At 69.9% G+C, this 15,694-nt stretch carries 12 protein-coding genes and 1 pseudogene; 7 read left to right on the forward strand and 6 right to left on the reverse strand.

Going from position 1 to position 15,694, the window contains the following annotated elements; genetic code table 11:
* Window positions 1-31 precede the first annotated feature (31 nt).
* The 3 genes and pseudogenes from ACFVYE_RS20245 to ACFVYE_RS20255 all read right to left on the reverse strand — a co-directional run.
* Window positions 32-160, reverse strand: a pseudogene (locus ACFVYE_RS20245) (hypothetical protein); the annotation flags it as partial.
* 215 nt (window positions 161-375) lie between these two features.
* Window positions 376-645, reverse strand: coding sequence for a DUF397 domain-containing protein (locus ACFVYE_RS20250; RefSeq protein WP_383973796.1), 270 nt, complete (start codon window positions 643-645; stop codon window positions 376-378).
* A complete protein-coding gene (locus ACFVYE_RS20255; protein WP_383973794.1) occupies window positions 642-1,463 on the reverse strand; it encodes a helix-turn-helix domain-containing protein in 822 nt (273 codons plus the stop codon). Before ACFVYE_RS20255 ends, ACFVYE_RS20250 begins: the two co-directional genes overlap by 4 nt.
* A 111-nt stretch (window positions 1,464-1,574) precedes the next feature.
* On the opposite strand from ACFVYE_RS20255, the gene ACFVYE_RS20260 reads away from it, so the two are divergent.
* Together ACFVYE_RS20260 and ACFVYE_RS20265 are read left to right on the forward strand one after the other, a co-directional pair.
* Window positions 1,575-2,033: an ATP-binding protein gene (locus ACFVYE_RS20260; RefSeq protein ID WP_389606675.1), complete on the forward strand. Its 459-nt coding sequence runs from the start codon at window positions 1,575-1,577 to the stop codon at window positions 2,031-2,033.
* 123 nt (window positions 2,034-2,156) lie between these two features.
* Window positions 2,157-3,029, forward strand: a complete 873-nt coding sequence (locus ACFVYE_RS20265) for an MBL fold metallo-hydrolase (protein ID WP_389606677.1) — start codon at window positions 2,157-2,159, stop codon at window positions 3,027-3,029.
* Window positions 3,030-3,110: 81 nt separating this feature from the next.
* Here the strand turns inward: ACFVYE_RS20265 and ACFVYE_RS20270 are convergent, their stop codons facing one another.
* From ACFVYE_RS20270 to ACFVYE_RS20280, 3 genes are all read right to left on the reverse strand, one after another.
* Complete coding sequence (locus ACFVYE_RS20270; RefSeq protein WP_389606679.1) at window positions 3,111-3,578, reverse strand: hypothetical protein; 468 nt, start codon at window positions 3,576-3,578, stop codon at window positions 3,111-3,113.
* A 190-nt stretch (window positions 3,579-3,768) separates the two neighbouring features.
* The gene (locus ACFVYE_RS20275; protein ID WP_389606681.1) at window positions 3,769-4,740 is read right to left on the reverse strand and encodes a GlxA family transcriptional regulator; all 972 of its coding nucleotides are present in this window, start codon (window positions 4,738-4,740) and stop codon (window positions 3,769-3,771) included.
* Between the two features lie 111 nt (window positions 4,741-4,851).
* A complete protein-coding gene (locus ACFVYE_RS20280; protein WP_389606683.1) occupies window positions 4,852-5,715 on the reverse strand; it encodes a S1 family peptidase in 864 nt (287 codons plus the stop codon).
* A 158-nt stretch (window positions 5,716-5,873) separates the two neighbouring features.
* Between ACFVYE_RS20280 and ACFVYE_RS20285 the strand changes: the two genes are divergently transcribed.
* The 5 genes from ACFVYE_RS20285 to ACFVYE_RS20305 all read left to right on the forward strand — a co-directional run bounded on the left by ACFVYE_RS20285 (window position 5,874) and on the right by ACFVYE_RS20305 (window position 15,655).
* Window positions 5,874-6,956, forward strand: a complete 1,083-nt coding sequence (locus ACFVYE_RS20285; RefSeq protein ID WP_389606685.1) for a GlxA family transcriptional regulator — start codon at window positions 5,874-5,876, stop codon at window positions 6,954-6,956.
* 192 nt (window positions 6,957-7,148) lie between these two features.
* A complete protein-coding gene (locus tag ACFVYE_RS20290; RefSeq protein ID WP_389606687.1) occupies window positions 7,149-11,021 on the forward strand; it encodes an endo-alpha-N-acetylgalactosaminidase family protein in 3,873 nt (1,290 codons plus the stop codon).
* Window positions 11,022-11,110: 89 nt separating this feature from the next.
* Complete coding sequence (locus ACFVYE_RS20295; RefSeq protein ID WP_389606689.1) at window positions 11,111-13,456, forward strand: polysaccharide lyase 8 family protein; 2,346 nt, start codon at window positions 11,111-11,113, stop codon at window positions 13,454-13,456.
* Between the two features lie 346 nt (window positions 13,457-13,802).
* On the forward strand, window positions 13,803-15,386 hold the full coding sequence (locus ACFVYE_RS20300; RefSeq protein WP_114246860.1) for an acyl-CoA carboxylase subunit beta: 1,584 nt from the start codon (window positions 13,803-13,805) through the stop codon (window positions 15,384-15,386).
* Between the two features lie 65 nt (window positions 15,387-15,451).
* Window positions 15,452-15,655 (forward strand): acyl-CoA carboxylase subunit epsilon, encoded by a 204-nt coding sequence (locus ACFVYE_RS20305; RefSeq protein WP_093897832.1) that lies wholly within the window; start codon window positions 15,452-15,454, stop codon window positions 15,653-15,655.
* Window positions 15,656-15,694 lie beyond the last annotated feature (39 nt).

Consider the following 15,694-nt stretch of genomic DNA (forward strand, 5'->3'; position numbering starts at 1 on the left):
GTGCGAAGCCGAGCCGGTGATGCTCCGTCCGCCGCAGGGCGATCAGGTCCCGGTCCACATCATCCAGGAAGAAGAACCGCTCCAGCTCGGGCCTCGTCGGCTCCTCGGCGAACGTCCCGTACGCCCCGGCCTGCTCATCGCTCAGAAATTCCACCGGCACGAGCCGGACCGTAGCCAGCCCCGGACCAGGTTCGGAGGCGTTTCACCGAACCCCAGCAGCGAAGTGGATCACTGTGCTAGACGGCCATGATCGTTCTCACCGATAACCGCTGTACCGCTGTTCCCAGAGGCCGGACTCGTCGAAGGCCGCCGAGCCGGCGATCAGGCCCAATGGTCCGGCACACGGGGGGGCCGAAATCCCGGTGGTGTCGACCCTCAGGCCGTGAAGCCGAGGTCGAGGAAGGCGGCCCAGGCGGCGGGGGGAACGGTGAGGACGGGGCCGTCGGTGACCTTGGAGTCGCGGATGTGCACGGCGGTGGGGTGAGCGGAGACTTCTACGCAGTTGCCGCCCTCGCTGGCGCTGTAGCTGGACTTGTGCCAGTCGTAGGCGACTTCGAGGCAGGCGCCGCCTTGGTCGCTGCTGTAGCTGGACTTGAACCAGGCGAGAGCGGTCGAGCTGGGGGCCGGGTGTGCTGCGCGGGTCATGACTCTCCAAGCAGTTCGTCCAAAAGGCGCATGCTTCGTTCAGGAGAGAGCGCCTGCGAACGCAGCATCCCATATTTCTGCTGGAGAACGCTGACCTCGTCGAGATCGTCGATCAGGAAGCTGATGCGTTGCCCTTCGATGTAGGCCAGCTGATCGTGATCGGGGGTCTCCAACAGCACCATCGGACCGTCCAGTGCGGCATGCGTCTCGCGGTCGCTCGGCATGATCTGCAGTCCCAGAAAAGGGAGTTCAGCGCAACGTCTCAGATGCCGGAGCTGTTCGCGGAGAACATGACGCCCCCCGATGGGCCGGTGCAAGATGCTCTCCTCCAGCAGGAAGTTGGCCATCGGTCTCGGCTTGCGATCGAAGACCTTCTGGCGGTCGAGTCGCGCCGTGACCCGTTCTTCGATCTCCTCTTCCTCCAGCGGTGGATAGAGAGAGACGAAGACCGCACGCGCGTACTCCTTGGTCTGCAACTGTCCTGGGACGACCTGGTTCTCGTACGACAGCAGCGTCAGCACCTCCTGCTCGTACTCCACGAAATCCTGCACGAACGCCGGGAACCTCTCCTTCTGCGGCACCTTCGACACCGCGACCTGCAACACCCCTTTCGTGCCCAGCAGTTCGTCGAGCTGCGCTGCGAAATCGGCCTGCAACGGCCTGCGACCCTGCTCGATCGACGCGATCGTGTCCTCGCCCACGCAGAACTGGTCGGCCAGCGCCGCCTGTGTCATCCGGGCCGCCTTGCGGAACGTCGCCAGCTGGGCGCCGATCAGGTGCCAGGACGTGATCCGCTTGTTCTTCCTCGCCGAGTGCATGAAGTGCCTCTCCCCGTCGCGAAACCCGGATGACCCGTCAGAAGCCGTACAACTGCGTTGTACGAGCCGATGCGCTGATCAACAGTAGTGACGTTGTGTGACCTTGGCGGTGTGAACGAACCAACTCAACTCCCCTACTTCCGCGAAGCGTTCCACCGTCGGGAACGCCGGTCCGTCCCGCTCGTACGACAGTTCGTGCGCCAGGCCCTCGTCGACTGGGCGTGCGATGCCCGTGTCGACGACGTGTTGCTCTGCGTGAGCGAACTCGTCACCAATGCCCTCCTGTACGGTGTCCCGCCCGGTCGCGGTTTCCGTACCCACCTCTACCTGGAGCCGGCCGACGGCGTCCTGCGGGTCGAGGTCCACGACAGTGGTGATGGGGAGGTGCGCCTCGCCGATGAGGGCGCGGCGCCCGATGCGGAGGGCGGACGGGGGCTGCTGCTGGTGGCGGCGCTCGCCGACAAGTGGGGGGTGGGGGAGCGGAACCCCGGCAAGGTGGTGTGGTGCGAGTTCGAGGTGCGCGGCCGGACCCCGCGCCAGGCGTCGGGCGTGCCGCCCTGTTTCGCGTGAGGGGCCCGGGATCCGAAGCACTGGATCGGCGGGTGGCCTATCGGTTCCGGTCGCGCGTGGGTTATCCCTGGAACGGCGGCCCCCGATGGGGTCGTATCCCGTGGAAGTGAAAGGAACCCTGCCATGGCCGACTGGTACGTGGACGACCGCTGCACCAACTGCGACGTAGCCCGACAGTTCGCACCCGAGCTGATCGGAGAGGAGGAAGGGGCGTCACGGATCCTGCGGCAACCGAGCGACGAGGCGGAGAACCGGCGCTTACACGCCGCCGTCTTCGCCTGCCACACCCGCTCGATCCGGCCCGCGTCGGGGCAGCCGGACCCGGCGCTCGACCCGTTCCCGATGGCGCTGGACGACGGCGTACTGGTCTGCGGGCACAACTCCCAGCACACCGCCGGCGCCAACTCCTATCTGCTGCGGCGCCCGTCCGGCACGGTCATGATGATCGACACCCCGCGCTGGAGCCCCGGACTCGCCGAGCGGTACGTGGCGACGACGGGGCCCGTCACCGATGTGCTGCTCACCCATCGCGACCACGTCGCGCACGGGCGCCGCTACGCCGACCACTTCGGCGCCCGGATGTGGATCCACGAAGGGGACCTCGACGCGGCGCCGGACGCGGACCAGGTGATCCGGGGGCTCGACCCGGTGGAGATCGGCGAGGGAGTCACCGCCCATCCGCTGCCCGGCCACACCCGGGGCAGCGTGCTCTATCTCGCGGACGACCGGTACTGCTTCAGCGGCGACAGCTTCTACTGGTCGCGCACGACCGATGATCTCGAAGTCGCGGAGAGCGTGACCTGGTACTCCATCGAGGAGTTGGCCGCCTCCCTGGCGAGGACGGCGGGGCACCTGCGGTTCGAGTGGGTACTGCCCGGCCACGGCGACCGGCAGCGCCGGGACGTCGACGAGATGTCCCGGCGGTTGCACGCACTGGCGGAACGCACGGCGCTGCTGCGGCCCCGGCCGATCGACTTCACCGCCCTCCGCTGGTGACGTTCCACGTCCGCCGGTGACGCCTGCCGGACCGGCTCCACGCCGTCCGGCAGGCGCTCGGCCGGTGAGGCGAAACCGTGGTCAGCCCATCGCCATGACGACCGGCTTCTCCGCGGCCATCAGCATGTACGGGGCCTCCGGATCGGCGTTCACCCCTCCGACCCACCGGTTGTAGAAAGCGGTACCGGATTTCGCGGTCGAGCCTGAGTTGACCTCGAACAAGGCGAATGCCCAGACGTTCGAGCAGATCAGGACGAACTCCTGAGCAGTGACACCACGAAGGGCGGCAGCGGCCGCTTTGGACCAGCGTCGATCGTTCTCGGCGAGGTTCTCGCCGATGAAAGCCCGGAGATCATCGCGTGACGTCTGGTTGCGCTTGAAGACGTGACGGGTGAACTGCCCTTGCACGCGCTGCGAGTTGAAAGGATAAGGAACCCACATCCAGCCCCACCCCGGCCCGGTCCCGTTCCACTCGGCTTCCGTATCCGGATAGTCGTGGTTGGAGATCACGGATTGGAAAGAATTACCCGGAGCGTCCAGCTTGAGCATGCTGCCCCCTGATGGCATCCGTCGGTGAGCCGCGGCAGCGGACGCGCACCGCCCCCACCGCGTGCTCGTCATTCGGTAGCAGGCTACGTGGAGGGCTTCCGGGGGAGGGCCGGCTTCGGGGAACTTTTCCACCGTTCCTGCACACGCCCGTGGTCGAAGGAGCAATCCCGGCCTGCTCAAGGCCTGTTCATCACTGTCCGCCCCGATGTGGCCCGCCTCGCGCGCGGGTCCGGTAGGCGCGTGGTGTGGTGCCCGTCAGTCGGGAGAAGTGGTGGCGCAGGCTGGCCGGCGAGGTGAAACCGCACCGGGCCGCCACCCGCTCCACCCCTTCGTCGGTGTCCTCCAGCAGTTCGCGGGCCCGCTCCAGCCTCCGGCGCAGCAGGTACTGGGACGGGGTGGCGCCGGTCTGCGCGTGGAAGCGGCGGTTGAGGCTGCTGAGACTGATCCCCGCGTGCGCGGCGAGGTCCGCCGGGGTCAGCGGGAGGTGCAGGCGGGCCTCCAGCCAGCGCAGCGTCGGTTCGATGCCCGCGCTCTCGGTGAGTTCGCGGTCGATGGTCTCCTGGACGCGGTCGCCGTGGGGCAGGAGCGGGGTGAGGAGTTCCCGGGAGGTCTCACCGGCCACCCGCTCGCCGTGGTCCTGGGCCAGCAGGCGCAGGCAGACGTCCAGGCTGCCGAAGATCCCGGCCGAGGTGAGGAACCGGCCGTCCGTCACGACCGTGCCGATCGGATCGACCTCGATACGGGGGTGGAGGCGGGCCAGCTCCTCGGTGTGGCGCCAACCGGTCGTGGCGCGGCGGGCGTCCAGGAGGCCAGTGGCCGCGAGGGTGAAGACGCCCGTGCCGGTCGCGCCGATGCGGCAGCCGCGTGCGGCCGCGGCCCGGAGTGCCGCGAGCACCTCGGGCGTGGGCTCGTCGCGGGGGCCGTCGCCGTCCTGACCGGGGACCAGGACGACGTCCGCGTCGGCGAGGCCGTCGAGCCCCCACGGGACGGAGATCCGGAGCGGTGCGGGTGCCCCCGTGGCGGTGAGGCCGGGGGCGGCGCAGAGCCGCACCTCGTAGTCGGCGTCGGGGTGGCCGGTCGTCGCTGTCCCGAAGACCAGCCCGGGGGTGGTCAGCTGGTGTCCGGGAAGCCTGTCAGGTACAAGAACGGCGATTACGGACATACTCAGAATCTATCCGAGGGTAGGGGGACGGGGGAGCGGCGGTGGTCAGGGCGTACTCGGACGTACCCGGGCGGGCCGACGGACGGTCCCCCCGCCCGGGTACGTGCCGCGTCAGCGGTGCGAGTGGATGGTCCTGTCGATCCACTTGGAGTACGCGGGAACGTTGGTGTACATGCCGGGGCCGGTGCCGCAGGTCGGGTCGGTGTCCCCGTCGCCCGACGTGGCGCCGACCAGCTCCCAGCGCCCGTCCCGGCCGTGCTGGATCTGCGGGCCGCCGGAGTCGCCGAAGCAGGCCATGGCGCCCGGAGTCTTGCTGATCGTGCAGATCCGGGTCTTGTCGGCGCGGCCGGGCGAGCACTCGTTCACGGCGCCGATGCGGGTGTCCAGCTGCTTGAGCTTGTCCGGGAACACCGCATCGGGGAGGTAGTCGGTGTCGCGCACGGTACCGAAGCCGAGCAGTCGCGTCGGGGTGCCGGGCCGGCCCACCGACTTGGCGATGCGGATGGGCTTCTCCGAGACCGGGCGGTCCAGCTCGACGAGCGCGATGTCGTTCGTGCTGGGATCGGATTCGACGTCGTAGGCGGGGTGGGTGACGGTCCGCTTGATGTGGCGCACGGTGCCGCCGGACTCGCGGTCGTCGGACCCGATGCGGACGATGCCGTCCAGCGCCTCCGGGTTGACGCAGTGGGCCGCCGTCACCAGCCAGCGCGAGGTGATCAGCGATGCGCCGCACTGGGCGCGTACGTCGATCGTTTCGCCGTCACCTGTCGGGAACTTGGCCGTCTGCGGGAGCGTGGCCATGAACGGGTAACGCTGCGTGGCCTCCTGCCCGTTGACGATGGCGCTGGCGCTGGGGGACATGGCCGTGACGCAGGCCGTCGCGGCCAGGGCGACGGCGGCGACCCGTCCCGCACGGCGGGAGAGGGACTTGCGGGACCGGGACGGGCCGGCGGACGGCGAGCTGCGTGTGAACACGGGTGATTCCTTCGTTCCGATGCGCGTCGTGCGCGTGGTGGATGTGCGAACCGGCTGCCGGGCGTTCTCTCGCTTCCGGTGCCGCGCAACACCCATCCTCCGTATCGGTCCCGTCCGGAAAAAGCGGTCCTGATGTCACCCTCGGCTAAATTCTGGACATGCCAGTGATCGCCGTCCTCGTGCTCGACGGGGTGCCGGGCCATGAACTCACCGGGCCCGGAATGTGCTTCGGCACAGCCGCCCGGCACCACCCGCATGTCGCGTACGAGCTGCGGTACTGCACCGCTCCCGGCTTTCGCGGGACCGGCTCCCCGGCGCCCTTCCGCATCGACACGCCCTGGGGCCTGGAAGGGCTGGCGGACGCCGATACCGTACTGCTGCCCGGACACGCCGGTTTCCGTGACGAGCCGGAACCCGAGGTCGCCGACGCGCTGCGGGCCGCCGCGGACCGGGGCAGCCGCATCGGCGCGTTCGGCACCGGGACGTTCACCCTCGCCGCCACCGGGCTCCTCGACGGATGCCGGGCGGCCACCGGGCGACAGTACGCGGCGGAGCTGGCGAGGCGCCATCCCCGCGTCGAGGTCGATCCGGAAGGGGCCGTCGTGGACGCGGACCCGTTCCACAGCGCGGCCGGAGTACTCGGCGGCCTCGATCTCTGCCTGCACCTGATCACCCTGGACCACGGCGTACCGGTCGCCATCGAGACGGAGCGGCAGGTCTTCATGCAGCTCCACGCACCCGCCGGTGCCGAGGACGCCACGGGGCCCGCAATCCGCCACGGGACCGGCCCGCACTCCCTCGGGCCCACGATCCGGTGGATGGAGGCCCACCTCGACCACCCGCTGACGCTGAACGACATCGCCGACCACGCGGGGCTCACCGTCCGCGGCCTGAACCGGCGTTTCCGGGCCGAGACCGGGCTCTCCCCGCTCCAGTACCTCCTGCGCGCCCGCGTCCAGGCGGCGCAGCGCCTGCTGGAGCGCGGGGACGAGCCGGTGGAGCGCATCGCCACGCGCACCGGGCTGGGCACCCCCGCCAACCTGCGCCACCACTTCCAGCACCACACGGGCACCGGCCCGCGCATCTACCGCACCGCCTTCCGCTCCATGGTGGCCGCCCTGACCTGGGCGGACGGCAAGCACGCCGAACCGGCGGAACCCGACGGGCCGGCCGGCGCCGACACCGATCCCGACCCGTCCGGCAGCGCCGACGACCGCCGTGCCGCGAGACGCCGTACCTGACACCGGCATCGCGTACCGAAACCGGCGCGATCGGCCCGGGGCGCGAGGCGCTCCGGCCGCCCCGTCCCCAAGACGTCGGCCGGTGGACGCGTACGGTCCACTTGGACTTACGCATCACGGTTGTTGGACTGGAGCGCCCCGAGGAGCCGTACGTCGTTGACGGTGTCCGGACAGGGGGACTACTCAGGGCACATGTCGCGAAGATTCACTTCGGCGGGCGCTGTCGCCGCCGCCTCAGCCGCCGTCCTGGCGCTGGTGGGGACCGCGCTCCCCGCCACAGCCGCCGCCCACTCACCCGCCGCAGTCGAGTCGGCCGTACCCGCGGACGCCACCGTCATCCGGTCCGCGCAACTCTCGGTCGCCGTCGCCGACGACTTCCCGCGCGTCCTGGCGTACACCGACAGGGCGAGCGGCGATCAGCTGCTCGGCAGTACGCAGCCGGTCACCGCCGTCACCCTCAACGGCACCGCGCACCCCGTGAAGCTCAAGGGAGCACCCGAGGTCACCGCCTCGACCGCCCGCTACACGCTGACCTTCACCGACCTGCCCGGCATCGAGATCGACGCCTCGCTCTCCGTCTCCGGACGCGCCACCACCTTCAAGGTGACGGCCGTCCGTGACACCGAGGCGTTCCGCGTCGGCACCATCGACATTCCCGGCCACGACCTGGTCTCCGTCGGCTCCACGGACAACGGCGCCGCCACCGCCTTCACAAGGCTGGACAACGACTCGACGAAGACCGCCGACGTCTTCGCCCGGGTCACTCCGGACACCGCCGCCGACACGGCGCCGGTCGGCGCCTCGTACGCGATTCTCAACACCGGCTCGCTCGCCGCGGCCGTCGAGTCCAACTCCTCGTACGACAAGCCCTCCGGCGCCACCGGCGGCGACGACGCCCGGTTCTGGCACCAGGCCCGCAAGGCCGACGACGGCAGTGTCCGGGTCGGCGTCTGGTCCGGCCAGTGGACCTACCGCGGGGACGGGGCGCCGAAGCCGGAGAGCGGGGACAACCTCCCCTGGGCGAAGGTCGTCGTCACTCCCGACGCCAATGGCGACAAGAAGGTCGACTGGCAGGACGGAGCCGTCGCGTTCCGCTCGATCGGCATCGCGGCGCCCGGCAGCAAGGACACCCCGGACCGGGTCGTCACCCACATCCCGTTCAACTTCGCCAGCCAGGCCACCCACCCCTTCCTGCGCACCCTCGACGACGTCAAGCGGGTCTCCCTCGCGACCGACGGCCTCGGGCAGCTCGCGATCCTCAAGGGCTTCGCCTCCGAGGGCCACGACTCGGCCCACCCCGACTACGGCGGCAACTACAACAAGCGCGCCGGCGGGCTGAAGGACCTCAACGAGCTCCTGAAGGACGGCAAGAAGTGGGGTGCCACCTTCGGCGTCCACATCAACGACACCGAGGCGTATCCGGAGGCCAACGCCTTCGACGAGAAGCTCGTCGACAAGACCAAGCCCGGCTGGAACTGGCTCGGCCAGAGCTACTACATCGACCAGCGCCGCGACGTGAACAGCGGCGACCTGGCCAAGCGGATACAACAGCTGCGGGACGAGACGGACCGCAACCTCAGCCTGCTCTACTTCGACGTCTACTACACGCACGGCTGGATCCCCGACAAGACCCTCCAGGAAGTGCAGGAGCAGGGCTGGAACGTCGCCACCGAGTGGGCCGACAAATTCGAGCGCGGCTCGCTCTGGTCGCACTGGGCCAATGACCTCGACTACGGCGGCGCCACCAACAAGGGCCTCAACTCGAAGATCATCCGGTTCATCCGCAACGGTGAGAAGGACGTCTGGAACAACGATCCGGTCCTCGGACAGACCGCCATCGAGGAGTTCGAGGGCTGGACCAACGAGACCGACTGGAACGCCTTCTACGACAACATCTGGCAGCGCAATCTGCCCGCCAAGTACCTCCAGCAGCAGAAGATCACCCGCTGGGACGGCAATGACGTCACCCTCACCGGCGATGTCCGGGGCACGGTCGAGGACGGCAAGCGGACGTTCTACGACCACGGCCGCAAGGTCCTGAGCGGCACCGACTACCTGCTGCCGTGGGACGGCGGGAAGAAGCTGTACCACTACAGCAAGTCCGGCGGTACGAGCAGCTGGGCGGTGCCGTCGAACGGCACGTACACCGTCTACGAGCTCACCGACAACGGGCGGGTCAAGACCGGCACGGTCAAGCCGTCCGGCGGGAAGATCACACTGACCGCCAAGGCCGGTCAGCCGTACGTCCTCTACCCGGACCGGGCGCCGAAGGCCGCCGACGCCAAGTGGGGCGAAGGCACCCCGGTCGACGATCCGGGCTTCAACGACAACGGGCTCAGCGCCTGGTCGAAGACCGGAACCGTCGCCCGCGACACCGACGGCCAGGGCCGCAACAGCGCCGAACTCTCCGGCACCGGCACGGCGGCGCTCTCGCAGGGCATCGACGGCCTCACCCCCGGCAAGCGCTACACCGCATCCGCGCTCATCGAGGTCCAGCCCGGAAAGACCCGGCACACCACGCTCTCCATCGGCGGCAGGTCCGTCGCGGTGGACCGCTCCACCGCCGAGGACTACGTCGCCGCGTCCGACTGGCACGGTACGTACTTCCAGCGGGCGAAGGTGAACTTCACCGCCCCCGCGAACGGCCGCGCCACGCTCCGTATCGAAGCGGCCAAGGGCAGCGCGGCGAGCGTCCGGGCCGATGACGTACGCATTGTCACCAACTCCCCGGCGACAAAGAAGAACACCGTCGTGTACGAGGACTTCGAGGACGTCGACCAGGGCTGGGGCCCCTTCCTCAAGGGCGACGCGGGCGGCTCCACCGACCCCCGGACCGTCATCTCCCAGCTGCACACCCCGTACACCCAGGCCGGCTGGAACGGAAAGCTCGTCGACGACGTCATCGGCGGCAAGGAGTCCCTCAAGGCCCACGAGGAGAACACCGGACTCGTCTACCGCACCGCCCCCTGGACCGTGCCGATGGCCGACGGCCACCGCTACAAGGTCGAGTACGACTACCAGTCCAGCCACGCCGGCGCCTATGAATGGGTCGACGGCTACGACCGGATCACCGCAGAAGGAAACCCCGACTCGGTCGAGACCCGGACCACCCCCGTCGGACAGCAGCGCACCACCGGCCACTTCAGCGAGACCGTCACCGCGGGCTGCGGCGCCACCTGGACCGGACTGCGCAAGCGCGGCGACGCACCCGACGGCGCCGACTTCGTCCTCGACGCGTTCACCGTGACCGACCTCGGCCCGGCCCCCGCCTCCGAGCAGGCCGCCTGCGGCACGCTCGGTGTCGACCCGGCGACCGAGACCCTGGAGCCGGGCACGGCCAACACCGTCAAGGCGAGCTTCACCAACTACGAGGCCACCGCGGCGACCGGTGTCGCGCTGAGCCTGACCGTCCCCGAGGGCTGGAAGGCCGAGCCCGCGGGCGCCGTCACCTTCGACTCGGTCGCGGCAGGCGCCAAGGTCACCGGCAGCTGGCAGGTCACGCCGCCGGTGGATGCCAAGTACCAGACGTACAGCCTGAGTTCCGAGGCGACGTACACGGCCGGCGGCGCACGGCGCACCCTCGGCGCGCAGACCTCCGTACGGACCCTGCCGCCGCCGCCCACCACGGACAGCTGGGCCAGCGACCTCGACTGGACGGCCTCCGAGAACGGCTGGGGACCCGTCGAGCGGGACCTCTCCAACGGAGAGCAGGGCAGTGGCGACGGTACCCCGCTGAAGATCGGCGGCACCGCCTACACCAAGGGCCTCGGCAGCCACGCCCCGGCGAAGATCCGCTACTACCTGGGCGGCAGGTGCACCTCCTTCACCGCCCAGGTCGGCGTGGACGACGTACAGACCTCGCGGGGCAGCGTGCAGTTCAGCGTCACGGCCGACGGCACCGAGAAGGTGAAGTCGCCCGTGCTGAAGGCGGCCGACAGCGCCTGGTCGCTGACGGCGGACGTCACGGGGGCCAAGTACGTCGAACTGGTCGTCGGCGACGGCGGCGACGGCAACGGCAACGACCACGCGGACTGGGGTGACGCACGCTTCCATTGCGGTAGTTGAGAGCGCAGGATGCGGGACGGGTGCGCATGGTGGGCACCCGTCCCGCATCTGCATGCGATGGCCTTCCCCCCGACGAACTGGAGCCGTACATGCCGAACCCGCCCGTATGGTCACGCCGTACCCTGCTCGCCCTCTCGACCGCCACCGCCCTGGCGATCTCCCTCCCCGGTTCCGCGACGGCCGCAGCCGCCGCCGAGGCCGACGAGTTCGACACCCTCCGTCTGCGCTGGACCGGGATCGCGCTCGGCGCCGGCTTCGACGCGGCCGCCGAACCGTACGCCTCCCGCCTCGCCGAAATCGGCACGCTCGCCCGGGGGTTCCGTTCCACGATGAGCCCGGCCGCCGACTCGCTGTGGCCCGGCATCACGTACAACCCGCCGTCCGGCATCACCCAGGGATACAGCCGCCTGTGGACGATGACCCAGGCGTATGCCCAGCCCGGCACCGGATCGACCGGCGACGCCGCACTGCTCGCCGACATCATCCGCGGCTACGACCACCTCGCCCGGACGGCCTACCACTCCTCCGTCACCCCGTACGGCAACTGGTGGGAGTGGCAGATCGGCAGCCCCCGCATCCTCATGGACATCACGTCCGTCCTGTACGAGCACCTGGGCGCGGCCCGCGTCGAGGCCGCCTGCGCCGCCGTCGACCACTTCATCCCCGACGCCGTGCTCCGCGACTACAGCGGCACCTCCACCGGCGCCAACCGCGTCGACCTGTGCCGCTCCGTCGCCCTGCGCGGCGTCCTCGGCAGGGCGCCCGCGAAGGTCGCACTGGCCAGGGACGCGCTGTCACCCGTCTTCCCGTACGTCACCGAGGGAGACGGCCTGTACGCGGACGGGTCGTTCATCCAGCACACCACCGTCGCCTACTCCGGCACCTACGGCCAGGTCATGCTCGACGGCCTCGGCCGCCTCTTCGCGCTGCTCGCCGGTTCGACCTGGGCCGTCACCGACCCCGACCGGCAGATCATCCTGGACAGCGTCGAGCGCGCGTATGCGCCGCTGATCTACAACGGCCTGGTCATGGACAGTGTCAACGGCCGTGCCATCAGCCGCGGTTACCTGAAGAACGACGACCTCCAGGTGATGCGCGGCGACCACTTCCACGGGCAGGGCGTCATCGCCGGGATCGCCCTCCTCGCCGCGGGTGCCTCAGCGGCAGAGCGCGACCGGTGGCACGGCATGATCAAGGGCTGGATCGCCCGCGACCGGACCAGCCCGATCCTCACCGCCCGCCAGTTCGGCATCGCGGACCTGGCCCGGCTGCACGCGGTCCAGGCCGCCGCCGTACCGGCCGCGCCCGAGCGGGTGGGCCACCACCTCTTCGCCGAGATGGCCCGCGCCGTGCACCGCCGCCCGGACTGGGCCGCGGGCATCTCCATGGCCTCGGAGCGGATCTCGCACTACGAGTGCGGCAACGGCGAGAATCCGCGCGGCTGGCACACCGGCGCCGGAATGCTCTACTGGTGGCCGGGCGGGAAGGAGAACGACCAGTACACCGACTGGTTCTGGCCGACCGTCGACTTCTACCGCCTGCCCGGAACGACCGTGTCCACCAAACGGCTCGCCGACAAGGCGGGTGGCGAATGGGGTGCGCCCAAACCCGCGGTGAAATGGGTCGGCGGTGCCACGGACGGCGAATTCGGCGCGGTGGGCCAGCACCTCAAGGGCCTCGGCTCGACCCTGGACGCCCGTAAGTCATGGTTCTGCGTCGCCGATACGGTCGTCTGCCTCGGCGCCGGCATCACCGGTACCGACAAGGTCCCCGTCGAGACGATCGTCGACAACCGCATGCTCGGCGAGGGCGGCACGGACCCCCTCACCGTCGACGACCGTACCGGACCCCGCTGGGCCCACCTCGCGGGTCACGGCGGCTGGGTCTTCCCCGGCGGCGCCGACCTGCACACCCTGCGCGAGGACCGTACCGGCGCCTGGTCCGACATCAACACCACCAGCTCCACCGAACGCCGGACCCGCCGCTACCAGACCCTCTGGCTCGACCACGGCACCGACCCGGTCGACGCCGAGTACGCATACCTGCTGATGCCCGGCGCCTCCCGCAGAACCGTCGCCGCCCGCGCGGCCGACCGGCACTGGCTGACCGTGCATGCCAACACCGCCGCCGCACAGGCGGTCGCCGTCCGCTCGCTGGGGGTGACCGCCGCCAATTTCTGGCAGCCGGGTGCGGCCGGTCCGCTCTCCGTCACGGCCGCGGCGAGCGTGCTCGTACGGGAGGGGCGGCGTTCCACGACGGTGTGCGTCAGCGGGCCCGACCGGACCGGTGCGCCGGTGGACGTGGTCTGGGAGCGGCCGGTACGGGAGATCGTCTCGGCGGACCCGGGGATCGAGGTACGTGCCACCGGCCGACGGCTGGTGCTGAGGGTCGAGCCGGGAACGGAGGGAGCCACCCTGCGGTGCGAGGTCCGGTAGACGCCGGGGCTCGGGAGGAGTGCCGGGTGGGGACGCAGGGCCGGGGTATTCTCGCGGAAATCCGCCGTGCGTCCCGCCCCGGTGACCGGCGCGGGAGCGGTACGGGAGCGGCCGGATGCCGTCCGCAAGGGCCCGGACCCCCCGACCGGACCACACTCCGAGGCTGACACGAGTGTGCAGCAGACCACAGTCCGTCTTTGTCGGACCCGCACAAAGACGGACCCGTAAGGGCTGGTACTTCGCCTGCATGCCCCCAAGGTTCTGTCAGGCTCCACCAGGAAACAGGTCAGGAGACTGTACGGAGTCGACGGCAGGATTTACTTGCCCGGCTTCGTAGGGTCGGTACATGACCGTTGTGGACGAAACCCCGGGCGAGCCGAGTGACACCCGTGGCCGTGTGGCCGAACTGCTGGCGCTGCGCGAGCAGGCCCGGCGCGGACCGAGTGACCGGGCGACCGAGGCGCAGCACGCCAAGGGCAAGCTGACGGCGCGGGAGCGCATCGAACTGCTGGTCGACCCGGGTTCGTTCAAGGAGGTCGAGCAGCTTCGCCGGCACCGGGCGACCGGCTTCGGCCTGGAGCAGAAGAAGCCCTACACCGACGGTGTCATCACCGGCTGGGGCACGGTCGACGGCCGCACGGTCTTCGTCTACGCACACGACTTCCGGATCTTCGGCGGCGCGCTGGGCGAGGCCCACGCCACCAAGATCCACAAGATCATGGACATGGCCATCTCGGCCGGTGCCCCGCTGGTCTCGCTGAACGACGGCGCGGGCGCCCGTATCCAGGAGGGCGTCAGCGCGCTCGCCGGATACGGCGGGATCTTCCAGCGAAACACCCGGGCCTCCGGTGTCATCCCGCAGATCAGCGTGATGCTCGGCCCGTGCGCGGGCGGCGCGGCCTACTCCCCGGCGCTCACCGACTTCGTGTTCATGGTCCGTGAGACCTCCCAGATGTTCATCACCGGGCCGGACGTCGTGAAGGCGGTCACCGGTGAGGAGATCAGCCAGAACGGCCTCGGCGGCGCCGATGTGCACGCCGAGACCTCGGGCGTCGCGCACTTCGCGTACGACGACGAGGAGACCTGCATCGCCGAGGTCCGCTACCTGATCGGGATGCTGCCGTCCAACAACCGGGAGAACCCGCCCACCGTGGCGAGCGACGACCCGGCCGACCGGCGCGGCGACGTCCTGCTCGACCTGGTGCCGGCCGACGGCAACCGTCCGTACGACATGCACAAGGTCATCGAGGAGCTCGTCGACGACGGCGACTACCTGGAGATCCACGAGCGCTGGGCCCGCAACATCATCTGCGCCCTGGCCCGTCTGGACGGCCAGGTCGTCGGCATCGTCGCCAACCAGCCGCAGTCCCTCGCCGGTGTCCTGGACATCGAGGCGTCGGAAAAGGCGGCCCGGTTCGTCCAGATGTGTGATGCATTCAACATTCCCATCATCACTCTTTTGGACGTACCCGGCTTTCTGCCCGGGGTGGATCAGGAGCACGGTGGAATCATTCGGCACGGTGCGAAGCTGCTCTACGCGTACTGCAACGCGACTGTGCCGAGGATCTCGCTGATCCTGCGCAAGGCCTACGGCGGTGCGTACATCGTGATGGACAGCCAGTCCATCGGTGCGGATCTGACCTACGCCTGGCCGACCAACGAGATCGCGGTGATGGGCGCCGAAGGTGCCGCCAACGTCATCTTCCGTCGGCAGATCGCCGACGCCGAGGACCCGGAAGCCATGCGGACCCGCATGGTCAAGGAGTACAAGGCCGAACTGATGCACCCGTACTACGCCGCCGAGCGCGGCCTGGTCGACGACGTCATCGACCCTGCCGAGACCCGCGAGGTGCTGATCGCCTCGCTCGCCATGCTCCGCTCCAAGCACGCCGACCTGCCGTCCCGCAAGCACGGCAACCCCCCGCAGTAGTCCGCAGCGTCGCAGCAACCCTGCCGAGCCCGCGAAGACCTGCCGAGAAGACGGAGAAACCACCCATGAGCACTGCCGCCGAGTCCGTGCTGCGTGTCGAGAAGGGTCTTGCCGACCCCGAAGAGCTGGCCGCCATAACCGCGGTCCTGCTCGCCCGCGCCGCCGCCCAGCCCGCAGCGACCCCCGCCCACCGCGGCCGCAGCACCGCCGGATGGCGCCGCCTGGAACGCACCCCGGGCTTCCGTGCCCCGCACTCCTGGCAGGGCTGAGCTCTTCCGTCCTCAGGCGCCGGACGGGCTCGACCGAGC

Origin of the sequence: Streptomyces sp. NPDC058239 (genome assembly GCF_042882185.1) — a bacterium.
Taxonomy (GTDB): domain Bacteria; phylum Actinomycetota; class Actinomycetes; order Streptomycetales; family Streptomycetaceae; genus Streptomyces.